Origin of the sequence: Limnospira sp. (assembly GCF_051859755.1) — a bacterium.
GTDB classification, from domain to species: domain Bacteria; phylum Cyanobacteriota; class Cyanobacteriia; order Cyanobacteriales; family Microcoleaceae; genus Limnospira; species Limnospira fusiformis.
Genome location: NZ_JBIMLI010000028.1, coordinates 25,409 through 44,095, shown reverse-complemented (window position 1 = coordinate 44,095; position 18,687 = coordinate 25,409). Strand labels below are relative to the sequence as shown.

The window sequence follows — 18,687 nt, the reverse complement described above, 5'->3', positions numbered from 1 at the left end:
CGATCGCGCCAGCCAACCTACTAGAGTCCGACTGTGTTGTGTAAAGCGATCGCACCAGCCAACCTACTAGAATCCGACTGTGTTGTGTAAAGCGATCGCACCAGCCAACCTACTAGAGTCCGACTGTGTTGTGTAAAGCGATCGCACCTGCCAACCTACTAGAGTCCGAGTGTTTTGTGTAAAGCGATCGCTCCACCCAACCTACTATAAATGGTTGTGGTGGGAGATGTCTTGGGCGGAGTTCATTTTCTACATTTGCAAGGAATGGAAAGCCAAAGGTCACAATGCAAAACAGTCACCAAAGAAAACCGGAAGTCTGAAATCAGTCGATAAAGCAAGCGTAAACTGCCTGTTACGGGAGAGAATAGCCAATATTATTTTGTCACATCAGCAGGAGGTTAAACTTTGCCGTATCAAGTTATTATCTCGCCAACCGCTGCCGACCAGATCCGGGAGTTGACGGCGCGACAACGGAGTATGGTACTCGAAGGGATTTCTCAACAACTCACCAGTCAACCTACTGTGGAAACCCGCAACCGGAAGCTAATGCGTCCTAATCCCTTGGCATCTTGGGAATTGCGGATTGGGCAGTTGCGTGTGTACTATGATGTAGAGGAAGAGCCGGAGGCTATTGTGGAAATTTTGGCGGTTGGCATCAAGGACAGAAATCAAGTTAGATTCGGCGATCGCTTATGGGAGGAAACAGATGAAGACTCTTAATTTATCGCAAGCTACAGCCCCGTTAACCGAATATATGGCAACCCTCGATCGCCAACCTTTGATCATCACAGTTGACGAACAACCTCAAGCGGCGCTAATGTCGATTCGGTTAGCTGATGAATTGACCCACAGTTTTAATTCTCATCCTGAGTTTATCGCTAAAGCCGCCGGACATCTCGAAGCCAATGGCGGCGAGTTCAGGGTTGAGGCTGTTCATTCCGGGCGATCGCTTGCTGATTATATCCAACAGATGAGCGATCGACCAATCATCATCACCGTTGACGCTCAAGCCACTGCTGTCCTGATTCCGATTCGGGATGCGGATCTAGAAACCGCGAGTCTGAGTTTGAATCCTAGTTTTATCGAGATGTTAACAGAATCGCGAATTAGACTCAAAACAGAAGGCGGGATATCATTGGCACAACTGAACCAAGAATTGTCAGATTGCCATTCCCCCACTTAAACCATCGAGTTGATGGCGCGGTTAAATCTCCCTGAATCACGCGGCTACAGGCGTTTGTATCTAGCAGATACACCATTAAAACTCCAGAGGCTGACGAGTCTCATAAACCATGTTTAGACAATCCTCCAGGTCATCACCAGACCAAGTTCCGGCGTGTCTCAGTAAAGAGCGATCGCCAGCCGGACGAAAGGGGGCAGAGTTGTCTGGAGATGGGGACTGGGGTGGGCGAGACAGAACTGTCACCCGCACTTGGCATCCTGCTAAGGCATCGGAATGGCTGACAATTTCTTCCCAAATTCCCTCGATTTCTAGTGGTTTTCCGGTCATACAATTTCCCCTTGAATAATTACGCTTAAATTCACTATAGCCAAGGTTATATGAACCCAGAGCGATCGCACCAGGAGTAGGTTATGTGAACTCCGTAAACTCCACAAAAACTTAATTACCCCCAGCCTAGCCGAATGTTTTGTGTAAAGCGATCGCACCAGGAGTAGGTTATGTGAACTCCGTAAACTCCACAAAAACTTAATTACCCCCAGCCTAGCCGAATGTTTTGTGTAAAGCGATCGCACCAGGAGTAGGTTATGTGAACTCCGTAAACTCCACAAAAACTTAATTACCCCCAGCCTAGCCGAATGTTTTGTGTAAAGCGATCGCACCAGGAGTAGGTTATGTGAACTCCGTAAACCCAACAAATCAGTAGGTTATATGAACCCAGGAAACCTGACAAAAACTTAACCACTCCCAGCCTAGCCGACTGTGTTGGGTTTCGCGATCGCACCTGCCAACCTACTAGAGTCCGAGTGTTTTGTGTAAAGCGATCGCACCAGCCAACCTACTAGAGTCCGAGTGTGTTGTGTAAAGCGATCGCACCAGCCAACCTACTAGAGTCCGAGTGTGTTGTGTAAAGCGATCGCACCAGGAGTAGGTTATGTGAACCCAGGAAACCCCACAAAAACTTAATCACCCCCAGCCTAGCCGACTGTGTTGGGTTTCGCGATCGCTCCACCCAACCTACTAGAGTCCGAGTGTGTTGTGTAAAGCGATCGCACCTGCCAACCTACTAGAAAGTGGCGGCGGGGGATGGGTTGAGGGGTTGAGAAAGGGGGTTTCTGAGGCAGATTTGGGTGAGGAGGCAAAGGTTATGGCAGAAACGGGGTTTCTGAATTAGTCGTTCAAGGAGTTAAAAATTAATTGTATTTGAGGTAATATATCAGGTAAATTGACCTGAATAACATTCCAAAGAATGTCAAAATCTAGCTCATCATAATCGTGAATTACCACATCTCGTAGACCCGCCATTTCCCGCCAAGGAATCATGGGGTATTGTTGACGAAATTCAGGGGATAATCGTTTAGTTGCTTCCCCAACAATAATAATCCTATATAAAATAGCCGCCTGTTTTTCATCATCTTGTTGCAAGTCTTCTTTTTTGATATCCTCAACATAACTAATAATCTGCTGGATAGCCTTTAGAATATCTATTAATGCCTGTTTATCCTTGGCCATAGATGACCTCTGCTGAATTGAGGATGCTCTGGCGACGGAGAACATTATGACTATTGAGAATACTTTGTTGGGTGATGAGATCAACAGGACGATTAAAAAGAGTAGAGAGTTGTTCTCGCATTTGAATAAACTCTAAACCCCAAGAGTGATTAGGCTGAAAGGTGACTAAAATATCTACGTCACTATTGGCGTTAAAGTCATCTCGGAGAATGGATCCAAATAGGGCAAGTTCAACGATCTGCCAACGTTGGCAAAATTCAGCCAGTTGTTGAGGGGTAATTCCTAGGCGAGCATAAATTTGGCGATCGCTTATTTTGGTAGTCATTTAACCTCATCCTGAGAGTCAAGCGGGATATCTTGCTGTTTCAGAATTGGCTGAAAAGCAGGGAGGGGCATATATGCCGATTTACTGACATAGCCCACCGTCAAACGCCCGGTTTTAAACAGTTGAGCCATTTAAGCTAATTATAGCATTAGGAGTAGGTTGGGTGAACCCAGGAAACCCCACCAAAACTTAACCACTCCCAGCCTAGCCGACTGTGTTGGGTTTCGCGATCGCTCCACCCAACCTACTAGAGTCCGAGTGTGTTGTCAAGCGATCGCACCAGGAGTAGGTTATGTGAACTCCGTAAACTCCACCAAAACTTAACCACTCCCAGCCTAGCCGACTGTGTTGGGTTTCGCGATCGCTCCACCCAACCTACTAGAGTCTCCCAGCCTAGCCGCCTGTTTTGTGTAAAGCGATCGCTCCACCCAACCTACTAGAGTCCGAGTGTGTTGTCAAGCGATCGCACCAGCCAACCTACTAGAAACCCCGTTTATTAAATGTTTGCGTGGCTGATATAACCCCGCTTTTTAGGATTGCGGGGGATTTTCCGGGGAGGTGAAAATATTGCCCGCTGCGAAAATGTCTCCGATATTTAACCTTAATTCCGGGAAAACTTGAGAGACTATTTGTTGATTGTCCGTCAACACAGTTTCTTCATATAAACCCTCATCCAGCCGCAAAATCGATATCTTATTTAATATCGGATCTACAATCCAATATTCCTGGATTTCCGCCGCCGCATATTCCGTTCTTTTGTACCGATAATCCCGGTTTACCGATTCGGGACTGACCACTTCCACCACTAGGAGGGGTGGCGTTTGAAAAACTGCCGATTCATCCAACAATTCTACAACTTTTTCTCTGGATACGACACAGACATCCATCAATCGCGACTTCCTCGGTGAGGTTCTCACCCCGGCTTCTTTCAAACACAACCAAGGTGAATTCATCCGAGTTATTTCGGCTTTTAAAGTATCCCGGATAAAATCGGCGATTAGCAAATGTCTGATGGTTGGTGGGTTCATGATTTCTAATTGTCCATTGACTAATTCATAATGGTTGTCTGTGCCATCATCATATTTGAGGTAGTCCTCAAAAGTATATGTTTTGTCGGTGGTTATAGATGTCATGGCTATGGTATAATGGTTTTTGATGGTTTATTGAAAGCCAGCCAGTTAGTAGCCGCTAAAACACAACAACTAACTCCCCTGAAAACCTTGGGACTTCAGGGGGGTTACGGTTTTACCAACCAAAGGCTGAGATAAAATCAGCAGATGGTTTGTCGGCTTCGGAAGTTGTGGTTGTGTTAGAATCAGAGTCGATGCGGATTTCTGTGCAGAAGGTGGAGGTGTTGAAGCCTCCGAACCGCTTGACGGCACTCGATCGCATTCTTACATGAGGACCCACAAACCAAAAACGCTCAATGGAACTCATGGTTTCATATTCGGTTATTAAGGTTAAGCCGTCCTCTTCGTCCATCTCAAAACGTCCAATCACGGGGACAATTTCGGCATAACCGCGTTCCCGCAGCATTCGACCCCGGCGCGGATCATCTGGGTCTGGTACGATCGCAAATACGGTAGAACCCTTATGATTTTCGTCTTCCTTATCCCAAGCCATTTCGCCATTCCAGGTGACATGAGCGCCCCCCGCCGCCAAACTCGGGTCAATATCGTGCATTTTGCAGATCTCGGCTACCTGGGGGTCATCAGCGGTAAGGGAGGTTACATTGATATCAGAAAATCCTTTTTCGGCTTGACGAAAAGCTAGGTGATGGGTAGTCCTTAGCGATCGCCATCTTCCGGCACTCATATTAAAAAATTCTATAGCATCCATTAACTCAATCTCCAATCTGACGGCTATCAGTTTATTTTATGGCAGTTAGGGCTGAGTCTGTGGCTATCAGAGCGGAAAATCCAAAGTTTTGTTAAATAGATTAGTGGCTAAATGTCCATGATGAACAGATTGTCAAGTTTATGTTACGATAATTTACATTCCAGGTAAACAAAAATTACGGTTTAATCCAAAACCGTAGTCTCAATCCTAGAATTTCAGAGGAGGAGCGAACAATGCAAACCCCAGGAAATCTAAGCATAGAGCAACAATTCAAGCTGAAGGTTATCCAGGAACAAGTCAAACACCTAAGTTTAGAAGAAGCTCAGGAGTATCTAATCGAGGTTTTTCGCCAAGGGATGGTTAAGGATAACTTACTGAAAAACTGGATGAAAGGCGCATAGCGTCAAAACACCATCAACCAATCACCACAACCAGAGGGAGGTCAGACAGGGCTAATTAAGTAGCTTCTGACCTCTTGGGGATAGGTTGTGCTTAACCAAAGCGACCACTAACATATTGTTGGGTGGCTTCTTCTTGGGGATTTTGGAACAGACTGTGAGTATCGCTAAACTCAACGAGGTAGCCAAAACGCTTGCTACCATCTTCGGCTTTAGCGTTAAAAAAGGCAGTCATATCAGCGACCCTAGTTGCTTGCTGCATATTATGGGTAACGATAATGATAGTGTATTGTTGTTTTAGCTCAACAATGAGTTCTTCAATCCGCATGGTAGAAATAGGGTCCAAAGCGGAGCAAGGTTCATCCATGAGAATTACATCAGGTTGAACGGAAACCGCGCGCGCAATACATAGACGTTGTTGCTGACCCCCAGACAAAGCCAAACCACTTTGTCGGAGTTTGTCCTTGACTTCATCCCACAGTACAGCCTGACGGAGCGATCGCTCTACAATTTCATCGAGATCAGCTTTAGACTTAGCCAAACCATTGACGCGCACCCCATAGGCGATATTTTCATAAATAGACTTAGGGAAGGGGTTAGGCTTCTGAAATACCATACCAATTTGTCGTCGCACTTGGACAGGATCGACAATGGGATCGTATAAATTCTGACCCTGATAGTAAATATTCCCGGACAACCTGAAGCCTGGAATCAAATCATTAATGCGATTAAAGCAGCGGAGAATAGTAGTTTTACCGCAGCCAGAAGGTCCGATAAAAGCGGTTACTCGTTTTTGGAGAATGTCCATAGTCACGCCGCGAACTGCCTTAAAATCCCCATAGAAAACATCAATATTTTCAGCATGGATGACTATATCGGTATCAGTCACATTAGCAGTATCGGGAATACTAGCATCCATCATGAGCAGTTAACTCCTGAATTGTTGAGCAATTGTACAAATAGAACCCCCACAACTTGATTAATACAGTTGGGGAATTAATGGGATATATAGCGGGGTGATGAGAGTTAAGGATAACCATGAACATCCCCGCCGTATGGGATTCGGGGGGAGTAGGTTTAATTTTACCAATCATCATGTAATATTGCTATATATGGAGGTTTATGGTTTAGCCAAAACGACCACTAACATAATCATGAGTTCGCTGGTCTTGGGGACAGGAAAAAATGTTTTCAGTGGTATCTACTTCGACTAAATAACCAACGCGCTTACCACCTTCTAGGGCTTCGGCGTTAAAGAAGGCGGTATAATCAGCTACGCGAGAAGCCTGCTGCATATTATGGGTAACAATGACAATGGTATAATGTTCCTTTAGTTCAGCCATCAAATCTTCAATTCGCATGGTGGAAATGGGGTCTAAAGCGGAACAGGGTTCATCCATCAAAATAACATCGGGTTGAACAGCGATCGCCCTAGCGATACATAAACGTTGCTGCTGTCCTCCCGATAGAGAAGTCCCCAACTTTTTCATATTATCCTTAACCTCATCCCAGAGGGCGGCGCTGCGTAGGGCTTTTTCGACCCTCTCATCTAAGTTATCTTTAATCCCATTTACGCGCAAACCATAGGCGACATTATCATAAATGGTCTTAGGGAAAGGGTTAGGCTGCTGAAAGACCATACCAATGCGGCGGCGGACAACAACGGGATCAACTCCCTTATGATAGAGGGGTTGACCTCGGTAATTCAAAAGCCCTTTAACCTCAGCACCAGGAACCAGGTCATTAGTGCGGTTAAAGCAGCGTAAGAGGGTACTTTTACCACAGCCAGAGGGGCCAATAAAAGCGGTAATCTTGCGCTCCAGGATATCCATGTTAACATCCCGGAGAGCGATCGCACCGCTGTAGTAAACCGATAGATTTTTAATCTCAAAAATGCGCCGAGTATTTACGGACACATCACTAATATATTGTTGCATGGTTTCTCCAATTGGTCAAGCTAAAAGAACAGTGAGGCAGAATAGGTGAGCAAAAAAAGGGGGGGGTGGGTAGGTTAAAAGGTTTTTTGGCGGCTGAAATACCGGGCTAAAACGCTGAAAATAAGGACAAGTGACAACAGGACCAAAGCGGCGGCCCAAGCCAAAGCCTGAGATGCTTTGTAGGGAATAATCGAGAAAAAGTAAATCAAGATAGGTAGGGTAGCAACTGGTTCCCAAACATTAGCAGCCCAGAAGTTATTGTTAAAGGAGGTAAACAGTAAGGGTGCAGCTTCTCCAGAGGCGCGGGCGACAGAGAGAACAACACCTGTGACAATAGAAGTTAGGGCGGCGGGTAAGACAATTTGCACTACAGTTTGAAATCGGGTAGCCCCAATACCAGTGGCAGCTAACCGCATTTCATTAGGAACCAATAACAAAGCCTCTTCGGTAGAGCGAATAATAATGGGTAACATCAAGACAGCCAAAGCGACCCCACCGGAAAAAGCGGAAAATCCTCCCATGGGTCTGACGACAATGGAGTAAGCAAATAAGCCACATAAAATGGCGGGAACCCCGGTAAGTACGTTACAGGAGAACTTGACCAAGTAGGCTAACTTAGTGCCGCGACCGAACTCGGCTAGATAAATAGCGGCAATGACACCAAAGGGAACAGCAATCATGGTAGCAATTCCGAGGGTCATTAAGCTACCGATAATGGCATGACCAAAACCGCCCTCAGAGAGGCCGGGAGGGGGTGGTAATTTAGTGAAGATATCGGGAAAGACTAAAGCGCCTACGCCTTTTTGAAAGACGCTAAGGAGGACCCACAGCAAGGGAATGACAACTGTGGCTGCAAAGACCATGGTTAAGACTGTTAAGACCCGTCCCACGAGACGGCGATGGCGAGCCATGGTTTTCTCGCTGATATCGAAACTATCGCCTTCAGAAGGAAAGGAAGGCTGACGACCTAGATTATCCATAATTTATGCTTGCTAAACTTAATCGGGGATTGAGTGAACAAAAAACTCAGGTCAAAGTCAGAAACCTTACTCAATATTCTGAAATCGACGAATGACGAGTTCGGCCAAGATATTGACGACCAGGGATAGGATCATCAGGACTAAACCTGCATACATGAGAGCGGCTACTTGGGTGCGTCCGGCTTCGCCAAACTGGGAGGCGATGAGACCTGTAATGGTTGATCCGGGCTGTAACCATGATATGTTAATGCGGTTGGCGTTACCGACTAGCATGGCGGCTACCATAGTTTCACCCATAGCGCGACCCATTCCCAACATGACGGAACTGATAATCCCAGATAAGCCAGCGGGGATAAGGACTCTGAGAATAGTTTCCCAGCGGGTGGCTCCTAAAGCGAGGGAACCATTGCGGAGGTCTCTGGGTAGGGCTTCAAAGGTGCTACGGGTAATCGAGATGATAATGGGGACGATCATAATGGATAGGACTAAACCGACCAGTAAGAGGTTATTACCGGAGGGGGTAGGGCCACCAAAAAGGGGAATCCAACCGAAGTAGCTGTTGAGAAATCTAAAAACGGGTCTGATCATGGGAATGAGGATAAAAATGCCCCAAATGCCTAAAACCACACTAGGAATGGCTACAATTAGCTCGATCGCAAAAGCGATGGGAGTTGTCACCCATTTGGGAGCAAATCCTTCGGTGAGGAAGACAGCGACCCCAATGCCGAGGGGAACAGCAATTACTAGAGCGATAAAGGCGGTAACTAAGGTTCCATAAATTTGGGGTAGCACGCCATATACGTTGGTTACAGGGTTCCAGGTTGTATTGACTAAAAAACCGAGACCAAATTCGCGAATGGCGGGGGTAGCCTCGATCGCAGTTTGTAAGATTACCCAAAGTAAAACGGCTCCGGCACCAATAGCCAGGAGTAGGGTTAATCCCCAGAAGCCGATATCGATGACTCTAATGGTGCTGGTTCGTTTTTCCAGGCTACGGCTAGTGAATTGATTTGATGGATCAACCAGGGTCATGATGTTGTTTTGTCTCCACTTTGATTAGTTGAGTATTTACAGGAAGGAGCGATCGCCAAAATGTTCAGGAAGTAACTGGGACTAGGAAAGTGTGGGAGTAGTTGTCAGTTATCCATTGAACCGGAAAAGGCTAACGGAGTGGTTTGTTAACACACCCAGACTCTGGGCTATATATCCCAACTCGATAAAAGTTTCGGTAGTAGGAGTACCAAAAATGTGGCACTCCTGAATTGTCTAAGGGAATCTGTTAGTTGGCATTTACGGTGTCAAAGACAGCTTTAATCCTTTGTACTAAAGGATCGGGGGTGGGAACAAAAAGGAGTTCTTCTGCTAAGGCTCTGCCTTCTGGACCTAAAGACCATTCAAAAACCTGACGCAGAGCTTGCCATTTGGCATCGTCTTCATAGTTTTGATAGATCATTACCCAAACTAGACCGACAATGGGGTAAGACTCAGCACCGGAGGGGTCAGGAACTAGCAAAGCAAAGTTATCGGGTACGGGTTCATCAAGTAAGGCTTTAGCTGCTGCTTCTGGAGATGGGGTGATAAAGTTTCCGGCTTGGTTTTCGATTAAAGCTGAGTCAATGTTGTTGAGGGCTGCGTAGGCATAAGATAGGAATCCAATGGCTCCCTCGTTTTGCTGAATGGCCGCGGCTACACCTTCGTTTCCTTGACCACCAATACCTATAGGCCAGTCTACGGAGGTGCCGACACCAGCAGGCCAGTCAGGACAGACTGTATTGATGTGGTTAGTAAATACAAAGGTGGTTCCACTACCGTCGGAACGATGAGCGAAGATAATGGGTAGGTTAGGAAGATTGAGGTTGGGGTTATCGGCGGCGATCGCCGGATCAGTCCATTGGGTAATCTGTCCGGTCACGATACCACAGTAGGCTTGCCGAGATAGTCTCAGTTGGAGGTTCTCAACTCCGGGTAGGTTATAGGAGAAGGAAACAAACCCTCCGGTTAAGGGAAGTTGAATGGGATCGTGACCGTGGGCGGCGATGAAGGATTCTGTGCGAGTGGCGGAGTCTGTGATTGGTGCTTCACTGGCTCCGAAGTCTACTGTGCCATTGATGTACTGCTCTAAACCAGCCCCACTTCCGACGGACTGATAACTAACTTGTACGTTGGGGTCTACCTGGCGGTTATAGGCATCAAACCAACGTTGAAATAGGGGGGCGGGGAAGGTCGCCCCAGCGCCGCTAATGGATATCCTTTGGCCGCGAGTTTCTCCTTCTTGGGGACCGGGAGCGCAGGCGGTTGCTCCCAATAGTATTGGTAGGGAGGCTACTGCTAAAAGGACTTTGCGATTGAGAACCATGAAAAATACGTCCACTTGGTGAAACGACTAGGAAATCAGATGAACAATAACCGATTAAGGTTCTGGTTTAATTTGATACTCAGGTACAAAAACAGACTTTAAGCCCGATACCTACACAAGAAATTACCACAAGATTGATGACTCCACAAGGGGAGTTTATGGTTAGAAAAAAATCTAAAGATTTAGCTTAACTTGGTTTTTCTGTCAAGGATAACCTAACCTTAAACTAATCTTAATCAAGGCTAACTTGACTATAGGTGGCTGGTATGGTGCTGTTTTTATTAAATTCTAATTGGGGGGAACATCTTATGTCAAAGAAAGGCGGCTTATTTAGTCTGATCTGTGGGGAGATTGATAAATTTTAGTAGCACCTAACTTTACCAGGGGGAGGAAAATTAATGAATAATTAACAATTGCCATCTATGGCCACGGGGTGGGGTTGCCATTGAGCTTGGGGTGAGATGATGCTAGGATGGGGAGATTAAGGTAATTACGCAGTTTAAGGCTTAATCGTGGTTCAAGCACTGCCATCAACTAACCGTCAGTCCCAACTCAATGCTGAGTCTTGGTCGCTTACACCTACGGGTCAGACAACAGAGCAACTATTGCAGTGGCTCAATTCCCTGGCTGACCGGGTAATTGGGGGCGATCGCATTGGTCGAGAAGAGGCGATCGCACTGACTAAGATCGAAGGAAATGATCACATTCTGCTGCTGTGTGAGGCGGCGGACCGAGTACGTCAAGCCTGTTGTGGCATAATGGTAGATTTATGTAGCATTATTAATGTCAAGTCGGGGAACTGTTCGGAAAATTGCAGTTTCTGTTCCCAGTCGGTTCACCACCCTGGGGAAAATTCGCCTATTTATGGGCTAAAATCTCCAGAGGAAATTCTGGCTCAGGCGAAAGCTGCTGAAGAAGCTGGGGCGAAACGGTTTTGTTTGGTTTCTCAGGGACGGGGTATTAAGTACAATAGCCCCAAGTCTAGTGAGTTTGAACAGATCCTAGAGACGGTTCGCCGTATTCAGGCGGAAACTTCCATTAAACCCTGTTGTGCTTTGGGAGAAATTACCCCAGAACAGGCTCAGGCTTTGGCGCAAGCAGGTGTGACTAGGTACAATCACAATCTGGAATCTTCCGAAAGTTTTTACGGTAATATTGTGACGACTCATAGTTGGCACGATCGCGTTGAAACTGTGAAAAATATCAAGGCTGCTGGTATTCAAGCCTGTACGGGTGGCATTATCGGTATGGGGGAAAGCTGGGAAGACCGTGTTGACCTGGCTTTAGCATTGCGGGAACTTGAGGTAGAGTCGGTTCCGATTAATCTACTTAACCCCCGTGAAGGAACCCCTTTGGGGGGGCGCTCCCGTCTTGACCCATATCAAGCACTGAAAGCGATCGCTATTTTTCGCCTGCTCCTCCCAGAGCAAATTTTGCGATATGCAGGGGGACGGGAAGCTGTTATGGGAGAATTACAAGGGTTAGGTCTGAAAGCGGGGATTAATGCCATGCTGATCGGACATTACCTAACTACTATGGGTCAACCTCCCGAAAGCGATCGGGCTATGTTAGAGTCTCTCGGTCTTGAGGGTGGAGAGGCTCCTATTCCCGGACAAAAACCCAACCATAAACACCAGACTAAAACTTCAGTATAACTCCCTGACAATTGATACCACCAGTTGAATTTTTATGGGCGATCATTGGCGTACTTCTGACTATCGGTGGCACCTTCTTGGAAGCGTTTGTCACCGACCCCTCTAGCCTTTGGAGTCAGCCTAACATTCAGATACATTCCTTGGGTGTTACCTATCAGATCGGAGCAGTTCTACTGGTGGGGTGTATGGGGGGAAAAAATGCGGCGGCTATGTCTCAAATTGCCTATCTAGCCTTGGGTTTGACGGTTTTACCTGTTTTTTCCCAAGGCGGCGGCTTTGGCTACCTCGCAGAGCCTACCTTTGGCTATCTATTGGGTTTTGTTCCCGGTGGTTGGGTCTGTGGTTTTTTGGCTTTTCGTAATCATCCTAAGTTGGAATTGCTGGGATTTAGCTGTCTGTGTGGATTGATTACTATTCACTTGGTGGGGATACTTTATCTGGTTGCTACTCATTTGATGAATGATGTAGGCGATCGCATAATTCCACTCATGACGGCTATTCACAGCTATTCTCTTACTCCCCTCGGTGGTCAGTTGGCTGTGGCTTGTGCGGTAACTGTTATATCCTATGTCCTCCGGGGGTTAATGTTTTATTAACTCAAAATTATCCTCCATGGGATTTAAAAAAAACTCGACTTTTTGGATAGCTGCAACTATCAGTTTGGTGATAGATCATTTGACTAAGTTTTGGGTCGTGCAGACTTTTGAGTTGACTACCCCTCCCCAAACTGTCCCCATTTTACCCGGTATTTTTCATATTACATATGTCGTTAATACTGGGGCGGCTTTTAGTTTGTTCAGCAATGGCGGTGTTTATTGGCTGCGTTGGTTGTCTCTGCTGGTTAGTCTGGGATTAATGCTTTGGGCTTGGTTTGGCCCTCGGCTCATTTCCTGGGAACAGTGGGGATATGGTTTGATTCTTGGCGGCGCTTTGGGTAACGGTATCGATCGCTTTGTTTCTGGTCATGTGGTCGATTTCTTCGATTTCCGCCTGATTCAATTTCCTGTGTTTAATGTCGCTGATATTTCTATTAATGTCGGGATTATCTGTTTGCTGATCGCTGCTTTTCAGCCCCATTCTCACCCATAATTTTTCTGGTCAAGGGGTTGACATCGACCGCCGCTTTCTGTTATGATATTGACATATCCTAAATAATAAGAAATAGGGAAAAATAAAAAAATTGCAACTATCCCATTATGATAAAAGTATAGCGCAAGGCAGCCGCAAAAGCAACCCCCCTCCCCAAAAAGCGAAAATTTTTAACATTTCTTAATTTTTTGTTACAAAACTTAACAATATACTATGTATGATAGATGAAAGTGGAGCATTGAGTGTAATAGCGGGCCAATGGTAGTAAATGAATTGTTAGCAGCAGAATCGATAATAACAGAATCGGTGAAGGGTGAGGGAGACTATGATATAGCAATTGTGGGGGGTGGTATTGTGGGGGCGACAGTAGCGTGTAGCCTAAGAAATTCTGGGTTAAGAATAGCACTAATTGAACCTCAGCCAAAAGCGATCGCCGCCAGTCGTCGCCAAGCCTATGCTTTAACGTTACAAACTGGGCGCATTTTAGATGATATCGGGGTGTGGGGAGACATTCTCCCCAAAATAACGACATTTTATCAAATTAGTCTGAGTGATAGCGATCATCCAAATGTGATCAATTTTGAACCGAGGGACTTAGGGACGGAAGCATTAGGATATGTGGGAGAACATTCGATTATCCTAACAGCAATGCAAAGGTTTCTGGAAGATTGCGCCGAGGTGCATTGGTGGTGTCCAGCGACAGTGAAACAAGTTAATTATTATAGCGATCGCGCCGAAATCGAGGTAGAAAATGGGGAGGGAATTAAGACCATTAAAGCGAGGTTAGTCCTAGCTGCTGATGGTGCTAAATCTCCCTTGCGTGAAGCCTCTGGAATTAAGACGAAAGGTTGGAAATATTGGCAGTCCTGTATAGCGTTTACGATTCAAACAGAAAAACATCATAATAATGTAGCATTTGAAAAATTCTGGTCAAGCGGACCGATGGGAGTTTTGCCGCTACCGGGAAATCGCTGTCAAGTGGTGTTAACTGCGCCCCATAGCCAAGCCCATGAGTGGCAAAAAATGGATAAAGGGGAGTTTTTGGAATTGCTAGAATATCGGACGGGTGGAGTTTTGGGGCGCTTAGAATTATTGAGCGATCGCATAGTGTTTCCCGTGCAATTGATGCAAAGCGATCGCTATGTTAATCATAGATTAGCGTTAGTAGGAGATGCGGCGCATTGTTGTCACCCGGTGGGAGGTCAAGGGTTAAATATGGGGATTCGTGATGCTGGTGCGATCGCCGAAATTGTGAAAAAGGCTTATCAAGCGGGTGAAGATATTGGCGACATGAAAACTCTCAACCGATATCAGAAATGGCGGCGGGGAGAAAACCTGTTAATTTTGGGGTTTACGGATTTTCTGGATCGGATGTTTTCGGGGAATTGGCGACCTAAAGTTATCTTGCGTCGTTGGGGACTTTGGGGATTAAAAAAAATCCGACCTTTGCGTTATTTGTCATTACGAATAATGACGGGATTATTTGGACGCGCGCCCCAAATTACTGAATGTAAGTAAATAGGGAGTTATCAATTATGGGGGTGGGGGTGATGCTGAGGGGTTGATTTTTGACCAAGGGTGGGAGTATCTTAAAAGCGATCGCTATATATCAGTAATTTAGACCATGATTATCAATCGTCGCCAATTTTTAAAAACTTCTGCTTTTCTGGGGGGGTCTTTACTGCTAGATAAGTTGAGAGGTCCGGCGGCTGTAGCTGCTAATGAGTTAGCTACACACCCTGATCAAATTATTATGCAGTTAGACTGGAAATATAATGCCCAATTTGCTGGGGTGTTGCTGGCTGATTATTATAATCTCTATAAAAGCAGTGGTTTGGCGGTAGAAATTAGACCGGGAGAAACGGCGATGATTGTAACTAATCAAGTAGCCAAAAATCCGGCGATTATTGGTTGTGGTGAACAGGATATTATTATGAATGCCCAAATTGCGGGTCAACCGATAAAAGCTATAGCTACGATGTTCCAAAATTCCCCTTTGGGGTTAATGTCGATGCCAAATAGTCAGATTTATGACTTACAAGATTTAATCGGGAAACGGGTAGGAATGGAGGGGGAAAGTTACTCGATTATGCAAATGGCTATGGGTTATGATAACATCCCCTCCCATGCCATTGAAATTATCCTAGTTTCAGGAGAGGAAAAACATGATCTGCTACTGAGGGGTGAAGTAGATGCTGTACAATGTTATATTGTAGACGAACCGATTGGATTTGCTGCCAAAACCGGGATTACACCTAACATTATTAAATTTAGTGATTATGGTTATGATGCCTATGTTCAGGTAATTTTTGCCCATAATGAACTATTACAATACCACCCGGAAATAGTGCAGAAATTTTTAGAGGTGACATTTGCGGGTTGGCGGTTGGCTTTGGATGATGTGGAAAAGGCGGCGAAAATTATTGTTAATAATTATGCAGAACCCGGTGGAGAGTATGACGATTTAGATTATCAAATAGCTTCTCTGAAACAGGTAGCTAATTATGTCACTGGGGGACTTACAGATAAGAATTTAGGGAAAATAAATAGCGATCGCTGGCAAAGTATGGCTGCCAAATTCGAGAAGTATGGTATCATAAATGATGTGCCATTATTCTCTAATTCAGTAGATGATAGATTTATCAATTAATAATTAATAATTAATAATTAATAATTAATAATTAATAATTAATAATTAATAATTAATTATTGTAGGGGCGGGTTCTGCTGTCAACTCAACTCTCCAAAACCATATTAATAAACCCGCCCTCCGGGTTCTGCTGTCAACTCAACTCTCCAAAACCATATTAATAAACCCGCCCTCCGGGTTATGCTGTCAACTCAACTCTCCCAGACAATATTAATAAACCCGCCCTCCGGGTTGGGCTGTCAACTCAACTCTCCCAGACAATATTAATAAACCCGCCCTCCGGGTTGGGCTATTAATAAACCCGCCCTATGTGACCAGGGAATTAATGGATCAATAAGTTGTAGGGGCGAAACATTTTTTGCCCCTACTGGTGAGTGAGGGCGAAAAGGATAATTTACCCTCGTTTTTGGTGATGCTGGATAGCCTAAAAGCCGTTACGACCCCAGACAACCATTGAAATGGAGAAAGTAAAGACGACTAACAATCCAACCCAACCTAATGACAAAATATCCATAGTAGTATTTTACAAAACCAGATGAAAATTGACTTCAGAGGCTATCATATCCTGAAATTGAGCCAGTCGCATCCATCTTCTAACTTTAGTCCGGCTGAACGCATACAGTCCCTAGTGGCGGGTATTTGGGCGGGTGTTTCTGTAGGGACGATCGCCCTAATGATGGAGTTGACCGTTAGTGGTATCCTAGGAGAGGGGCTACCCTTGGATGTGCATTTAATCGTCAAGGGAGCGATCGCCATAATTAGTGGCTTTCTCTTCGGTGTGACTTATCGCTACACCGTCCGCCGCGATAATAACCCGCAACTGAAACTAGGGGTGGTGTTTGCTTTCGGTCTAGTCCGGGGGTTGGCTATATGGGATATAGCGCCCCAACCTCTCGCACAAATGGCCCTCTGGGTGGTAGAAAATTTAGTGATGTTTGCAGTAGGGGGAATTATGGTAGAGATAGGGATGCGGCGGGGTTGGATTAAATACTTTTCCTCAGAGGGGGAGTGATCAAAGGTTTACCAGGTTATAGATATACTGTGAACTCCATTAAAATCCTGTCAGAAGAAGTCGTTGACCTGATAGCCGCAGGAGAAGTGATAGACTCAGTGGCGGCGGTGGTGCGGGAATTGGTAGAAAATGCCATTGATGCGAAGGCGACGCGGATATCAGTTTCTCTATGGCCGCAACAATGGCGAATTGAGGTGGCAGATAATGGGGAGGGTATGAATTTAGCCAACCTGAAACTAGCTGCCCTGGCTCATAGTACCAGTAAAATTGCGACAGCGAGGGATTTATTAAAGATTAGCAGTTTAGGGTTTCGGGGAGAAGCGCTGCACAGTATCGCGCAACTGTCTGATTTAGAGATTCTCAGTCGCCCTGGTTTTTCCTCGTCCCCAAGTTCAGGATGGCGGGTAGTGTATAACCATCAGGGAGAGACGGAAATGGTGGAAGCGGTGGCGATCGCACCTGGTACTGTAGTAAGAGTGAGTAATCTGTTTGCTAACTGGTCTTCGCGCCGCACAGCCGGACCGACAGCGACCCAACAATTGCGGGGGGCGCAGCTGTTGTTACAACAGATAGCGCTGTGTCATCCCCAGGTGACATGGCAAATTCACCAAAACGATCGCCCCTGGCTCAGGTTTGGGCCAGCGATGACCACCCAACAGATGCTACCAGAATTTATTAGGGGTATCAGGGCGGGGGATCTGCAATATTTAAAAATGGATGTAGACCCCCCCGAATCGGTAGAAGAGTGCCATGAAAACCTATCGAAATCATGGTTAGAGGTGGTGATTGGCTTGCCCGATCGCGCTTCACGTGGCCGCAAGGATTGGGTTAAGATAGGAGTTAATGGTCGTATGGTGCGATCGCCCGAATTGGAGCCTACGATATTATCGGCTTTTGCTCGTACCTGTGGGCGCGATCGCTATCCGATTTGTTTTGTGCATCTGCATATCGACCCCGCCTTAATTGATTGGAATCGCCATCCTAGCAAAGCCGAGATTTATTTACATTATCTCAAACACTGGCAAGATCAAATTCACCTAGCCATTGATCAGACTCTCAAGCTGAACCCAGAAAGTCTCTCAGCGGGGGTTAATCCCATCGAGAAGCTGTTGCGCGTCTCGGAAGATACTGCCTCATACCGAACCCGCCCCACCCCCCTAGAATCAGCGGAAAACCCCCAGAGAATTGATGTTCCCAAACTAAAAGCGATCGGTCAAATTCACAATACCTATATTGTGGCCGAACACCCAGAGGGTTTGTGGTTAGTAGAACAACACATTGCCCACGAAAGGGTAATTTATGAACAATTATGCAGGCGTTGGCAAGTAATCCCCCTGTCAACTCCGATCATCTTAGCGAATTTGTCCGAGGCGCAACTAGAACAACTAACCCGCCTCAATTTGGAAGTTGACCCCTTTGGGGAGGGACTCTGGGCCATCCGAAGCGCCCCAGAAATTCTGTGCGATCGCCCAGACTGTCAAGAAGCGCTGATTGAACTAAGCCATGGCGGCGATTTACAGGCTGCCCAAGTAGCCACCGCTTGCCGCAGTGCTATTCGCAACGGCACGCCCCTAAGTTTAACCGAAATGCAAACCCTATTAGATCAATGGGTGACTACCCGTTCCCCCCGGACTTGTCCCCACGGTCGTCCGATTTTCCTAAGTTTAGAGGAATCTTCCCTAGCCCGATTTTTCCGTCGCAGTTGGGTGATTGGCAAAAGTCATGGCCTATGATGATATGGGGATAATGACCCT

26 protein-coding genes are annotated in these 18,687 nt (G+C 46.0%); 12 read left to right on the top strand and 14 right to left on the bottom strand.

Features of this window, described 5'->3' with window-relative positions; all coding sequences use genetic code 11:
- The first annotated feature begins 405 nt into the window (after positions 1-405).
- Positions 406-720 carry a type II toxin-antitoxin system RelE family toxin gene (locus ACTIE0_RS07470; RefSeq protein WP_006669406.1) on the top strand — a complete coding sequence of 105 codons (315 nt, stop codon included), beginning with the start codon at positions 406-408 and terminating at the stop codon, positions 718-720.
- Positions 707-1,183, top strand: a complete 477-nt coding sequence (locus ACTIE0_RS07465; protein WP_006669407.1) for a hypothetical protein — start codon at positions 707-709, stop codon at positions 1,181-1,183. The genes ACTIE0_RS07470 and ACTIE0_RS07465 overlap by 14 nt, the downstream gene beginning before the upstream one ends.
- 75 nt (positions 1,184-1,258) lie before the next feature.
- Here the strand turns inward: ACTIE0_RS07465 and ACTIE0_RS07460 are convergent, their stop codons facing one another.
- The 3 genes from ACTIE0_RS07460 to ACTIE0_RS07450 form a co-directional block, all read right to left on the bottom strand.
- Complete coding sequence (locus tag ACTIE0_RS07460) at positions 1,259-1,510, bottom strand: hypothetical protein (protein WP_006669408.1); 252 nt, start codon at positions 1,508-1,510, stop codon at positions 1,259-1,261.
- On the bottom strand, positions 1,507-1,878 hold the full coding sequence (locus ACTIE0_RS07455) for a hypothetical protein (protein WP_150105338.1): 372 nt from the start codon (positions 1,876-1,878) through the stop codon (positions 1,507-1,509). Before ACTIE0_RS07455 ends, ACTIE0_RS07460 begins: the two co-directional genes overlap by 4 nt.
- Before the next feature lie 143 nt (positions 1,879-2,021).
- A complete protein-coding gene (locus ACTIE0_RS07450; protein ID WP_193520637.1) occupies positions 2,022-2,192 on the bottom strand; it encodes a hypothetical protein in 171 nt (56 codons plus the stop codon).
- A 21-nt stretch (positions 2,193-2,213) separates the two neighbouring features.
- Here ACTIE0_RS07450 and ACTIE0_RS07445 point away from each other — a divergent pair, with 21 nt between their 5' ends.
- Positions 2,214-2,354 carry a hypothetical protein gene (locus ACTIE0_RS07445; RefSeq protein WP_187758434.1) on the top strand — a complete coding sequence of 47 codons (141 nt, stop codon included), beginning with the start codon at positions 2,214-2,216 and terminating at the stop codon, positions 2,352-2,354.
- On the opposite strand, the gene ACTIE0_RS07440 is transcribed toward ACTIE0_RS07445, so the two are convergent.
- The 3 genes from ACTIE0_RS07440 to ACTIE0_RS07430 are packed head-to-tail and all read right to left on the bottom strand — an operon-like array spanning position 2,351 to position 3,148.
- Positions 2,351-2,692 carry a HepT-like ribonuclease domain-containing protein gene (locus ACTIE0_RS07440; protein ID WP_006669403.1) on the bottom strand — a complete coding sequence of 114 codons (342 nt, stop codon included), beginning with the start codon at positions 2,690-2,692 and terminating at the stop codon, positions 2,351-2,353. The genes ACTIE0_RS07445 and ACTIE0_RS07440 overlap by 4 nt on opposite strands.
- Positions 2,679-3,017: a nucleotidyltransferase family protein gene (locus ACTIE0_RS07435; protein ID WP_006669404.1), complete on the bottom strand. Its 339-nt coding sequence runs from the start codon at positions 3,015-3,017 to the stop codon at positions 2,679-2,681. The genes ACTIE0_RS07440 and ACTIE0_RS07435 overlap by 14 nt, the downstream gene beginning before the upstream one ends.
- The gene (locus ACTIE0_RS07430) at positions 3,014-3,148 is read right to left on the bottom strand and encodes a hypothetical protein (RefSeq protein ID WP_006669405.1); all 135 of its coding nucleotides are present in this window, start codon (positions 3,146-3,148) and stop codon (positions 3,014-3,016) included. The genes ACTIE0_RS07435 and ACTIE0_RS07430 overlap by 4 nt, the downstream gene beginning before the upstream one ends.
- A gap of 28 nt (positions 3,149-3,176) precedes the next feature.
- Between ACTIE0_RS07430 and ACTIE0_RS07425 the strand changes: the two genes are divergently transcribed.
- Entirely contained in the window at positions 3,177-3,341 is a 165-nt protein-coding gene (locus ACTIE0_RS07425) for a hypothetical protein (protein ID WP_439516866.1), read from the top strand.
- A 206-nt stretch (positions 3,342-3,547) separates the two neighbouring features.
- Here the strand turns inward: ACTIE0_RS07425 and ACTIE0_RS07420 are convergent, their stop codons facing one another.
- Both ACTIE0_RS07420 and ACTIE0_RS07415 read right to left on the bottom strand, forming a co-directional pair.
- The gene (locus ACTIE0_RS07420) at positions 3,548-4,150 is read right to left on the bottom strand and encodes a Uma2 family endonuclease (RefSeq protein ID WP_006669413.1); all 603 of its coding nucleotides are present in this window, start codon (positions 4,148-4,150) and stop codon (positions 3,548-3,550) included.
- A 112-nt stretch (positions 4,151-4,262) separates the two neighbouring features.
- Positions 4,263-4,856, bottom strand: a complete 594-nt coding sequence (locus tag ACTIE0_RS07415) for a phycobiliprotein lyase (RefSeq protein WP_006622534.1) — start codon at positions 4,854-4,856, stop codon at positions 4,263-4,265.
- Between the two features lie 233 nt (positions 4,857-5,089).
- Between ACTIE0_RS07415 and ACTIE0_RS07410 the strand changes: the two genes are divergently transcribed.
- Complete coding sequence (locus tag ACTIE0_RS07410) at positions 5,090-5,257, top strand: NblA/ycf18 family protein (protein ID WP_006669414.1); 168 nt, start codon at positions 5,090-5,092, stop codon at positions 5,255-5,257.
- 91 nt (positions 5,258-5,348) lie between these two features.
- On the opposite strand, the gene pstB (ACTIE0_RS07405) is transcribed toward ACTIE0_RS07410, so the two are convergent.
- From pstB (ACTIE0_RS07405) to pstS, 5 genes are all read right to left on the bottom strand, one after another.
- The gene (gene pstB, locus ACTIE0_RS07405) at positions 5,349-6,176 is read right to left on the bottom strand and encodes a phosphate ABC transporter ATP-binding protein PstB (RefSeq protein ID WP_006622533.1); all 828 of its coding nucleotides are present in this window, start codon (positions 6,174-6,176) and stop codon (positions 5,349-5,351) included.
- 205 nt (positions 6,177-6,381) lie between these two features.
- Positions 6,382-7,191 carry a phosphate ABC transporter ATP-binding protein PstB gene (gene pstB / locus ACTIE0_RS07400; protein ID WP_006669416.1) on the bottom strand — a complete coding sequence of 270 codons (810 nt, stop codon included), beginning with the start codon at positions 7,189-7,191 and terminating at the stop codon, positions 6,382-6,384.
- A 74-nt stretch (positions 7,192-7,265) separates the two neighbouring features.
- Positions 7,266-8,171 carry a phosphate ABC transporter permease PstA gene (gene pstA / locus ACTIE0_RS07395; RefSeq protein WP_006669417.1) on the bottom strand — a complete coding sequence of 302 codons (906 nt, stop codon included), beginning with the start codon at positions 8,169-8,171 and terminating at the stop codon, positions 7,266-7,268.
- Between the two features lie 66 nt (positions 8,172-8,237).
- Entirely contained in the window at positions 8,238-9,203 is a 966-nt protein-coding gene (gene pstC / locus ACTIE0_RS07390) for a phosphate ABC transporter permease subunit PstC (protein WP_006669418.1), read from the bottom strand.
- Between the two features lie 247 nt (positions 9,204-9,450).
- The gene (pstS, locus tag ACTIE0_RS07385; RefSeq protein WP_006622529.1) at positions 9,451-10,527 is read right to left on the bottom strand and encodes a phosphate ABC transporter substrate-binding protein PstS; all 1,077 of its coding nucleotides are present in this window, start codon (positions 10,525-10,527) and stop codon (positions 9,451-9,453) included.
- Between the two features lie 512 nt (positions 10,528-11,039).
- On the opposite strand from pstS, the gene bioB reads away from it, so the two are divergent.
- From bioB to ACTIE0_RS07360, 5 genes are all read left to right on the top strand, one after another.
- A complete protein-coding gene (gene bioB, locus ACTIE0_RS07380; RefSeq protein ID WP_006622527.1) occupies positions 11,040-12,182 on the top strand; it encodes a biotin synthase BioB in 1,143 nt (380 codons plus the stop codon).
- An 11-nt stretch (positions 12,183-12,193) separates the two neighbouring features.
- On the top strand, positions 12,194-12,778 hold the full coding sequence (locus ACTIE0_RS07375; protein WP_006622526.1) for a biotin transporter BioY: 585 nt from the start codon (positions 12,194-12,196) through the stop codon (positions 12,776-12,778).
- A 16-nt stretch (positions 12,779-12,794) separates the two neighbouring features.
- A complete protein-coding gene (lspA, locus tag ACTIE0_RS07370; protein WP_006622525.1) occupies positions 12,795-13,271 on the top strand; it encodes a signal peptidase II in 477 nt (158 codons plus the stop codon).
- Between the two features lie 258 nt (positions 13,272-13,529).
- Complete coding sequence (locus ACTIE0_RS07365) at positions 13,530-14,789, top strand: FAD-dependent hydroxylase (protein WP_006669419.1); 1,260 nt, start codon at positions 13,530-13,532, stop codon at positions 14,787-14,789.
- 106 nt (positions 14,790-14,895) lie between these two features.
- The gene (locus ACTIE0_RS07360; RefSeq protein ID WP_006622523.1) at positions 14,896-15,921 is read left to right on the top strand and encodes an ABC transporter substrate-binding protein; all 1,026 of its coding nucleotides are present in this window, start codon (positions 14,896-14,898) and stop codon (positions 15,919-15,921) included.
- A 424-nt stretch (positions 15,922-16,345) separates the two neighbouring features.
- On the opposite strand, the gene petN is transcribed toward ACTIE0_RS07360, so the two are convergent.
- Positions 16,346-16,435 carry a cytochrome b6-f complex subunit PetN gene (petN, locus tag ACTIE0_RS07355; RefSeq protein WP_006615846.1) on the bottom strand — a complete coding sequence of 30 codons (90 nt, stop codon included), beginning with the start codon at positions 16,433-16,435 and terminating at the stop codon, positions 16,346-16,348.
- Between the two features lie 21 nt (positions 16,436-16,456).
- On the opposite strand from petN, the gene ACTIE0_RS07350 reads away from it, so the two are divergent.
- Together ACTIE0_RS07350 and mutL are read left to right on the top strand one after the other, a co-directional pair.
- Positions 16,457-16,933 (top strand): hypothetical protein, encoded by a 477-nt coding sequence (locus ACTIE0_RS07350; protein ID WP_006622521.1) that lies wholly within the window; start codon positions 16,457-16,459, stop codon positions 16,931-16,933.
- On the top strand, positions 16,930-18,666 hold the full coding sequence (gene mutL, locus ACTIE0_RS07345) for a DNA mismatch repair endonuclease MutL (RefSeq protein ID WP_006669420.1): 1,737 nt from the start codon (positions 16,930-16,932) through the stop codon (positions 18,664-18,666). The genes ACTIE0_RS07350 and mutL overlap by 4 nt, the downstream gene beginning before the upstream one ends.
- Positions 18,667-18,687 lie beyond the last annotated feature (21 nt).

What these genes read in the sequence shown, in the direction of transcription:
- ACTIE0_RS07465 (WP_006669407.1), top strand. Translation starts at nt 707, where the DNA reads ATGAAGACTCTTAATTTATCGCAAGCTACAGCCCCGTTAACCGAATAT.
- ACTIE0_RS07460 (WP_006669408.1), bottom strand. Translation starts at nt 1,510, where the DNA reads ATGACCGGAAAACCACTAGAAATCGAGGGAATTTGGGAAGAAATTGTC.
- ACTIE0_RS07440 (WP_006669403.1), bottom strand. Translation starts at nt 2,692, where the DNA reads ATGGCCAAGGATAAACAGGCATTAATAGATATTCTAAAGGCTATCCAG.
- ACTIE0_RS07435 (WP_006669404.1), bottom strand. Translation starts at nt 3,017, where the DNA reads ATGACTACCAAAATAAGCGATCGCCAAATTTATGCTCGCCTAGGAATT.
- ACTIE0_RS07430 (WP_006669405.1), bottom strand. Translation starts at nt 3,148, where the DNA reads ATGGCTCAACTGTTTAAAACCGGGCGTTTGACGGTGGGCTATGTCAGT.
- ACTIE0_RS07420 (WP_006669413.1), bottom strand. Translation starts at nt 4,150, where the DNA reads ATGACATCTATAACCACCGACAAAACATATACTTTTGAGGACTACCTC.
- ACTIE0_RS07415 (WP_006622534.1), bottom strand. Translation starts at nt 4,856, where the DNA reads ATGGATGCTATAGAATTTTTTAATATGAGTGCCGGAAGATGGCGATCG.
- ACTIE0_RS07410 (WP_006669414.1), top strand. Translation starts at nt 5,090, where the DNA reads ATGCAAACCCCAGGAAATCTAAGCATAGAGCAACAATTCAAGCTGAAG.
- pstB (WP_006622533.1), bottom strand. Translation starts at nt 6,176, where the DNA reads ATGATGGATGCTAGTATTCCCGATACTGCTAATGTGACTGATACCGAT.
- pstB (WP_006669416.1), bottom strand. Translation starts at nt 7,191, where the DNA reads ATGCAACAATATATTAGTGATGTGTCCGTAAATACTCGGCGCATTTTT.
- pstA (WP_006669417.1), bottom strand. Translation starts at nt 8,171, where the DNA reads ATGGATAATCTAGGTCGTCAGCCTTCCTTTCCTTCTGAAGGCGATAGT.
- pstC (WP_006669418.1), bottom strand. Translation starts at nt 9,203, where the DNA reads ATGACCCTGGTTGATCCATCAAATCAATTCACTAGCCGTAGCCTGGAA.
- pstS (WP_006622529.1), bottom strand. Translation starts at nt 10,527, where the DNA reads ATGGTTCTCAATCGCAAAGTCCTTTTAGCAGTAGCCTCCCTACCAATA.
- lspA (WP_006622525.1), top strand. Translation starts at nt 12,795, where the DNA reads ATGGGATTTAAAAAAAACTCGACTTTTTGGATAGCTGCAACTATCAGT.
- ACTIE0_RS07365 (WP_006669419.1), top strand. Translation starts at nt 13,530, where the DNA reads ATGGTAGTAAATGAATTGTTAGCAGCAGAATCGATAATAACAGAATCG.
- ACTIE0_RS07360 (WP_006622523.1), top strand. Translation starts at nt 14,896, where the DNA reads ATGATTATCAATCGTCGCCAATTTTTAAAAACTTCTGCTTTTCTGGGG.
- petN (WP_006615846.1), bottom strand. Translation starts at nt 16,435, where the DNA reads ATGGATATTTTGTCATTAGGTTGGGTTGGATTGTTAGTCGTCTTTACT.
- ACTIE0_RS07350 (WP_006622521.1), top strand. Translation starts at nt 16,457, where the DNA reads ATGAAAATTGACTTCAGAGGCTATCATATCCTGAAATTGAGCCAGTCG.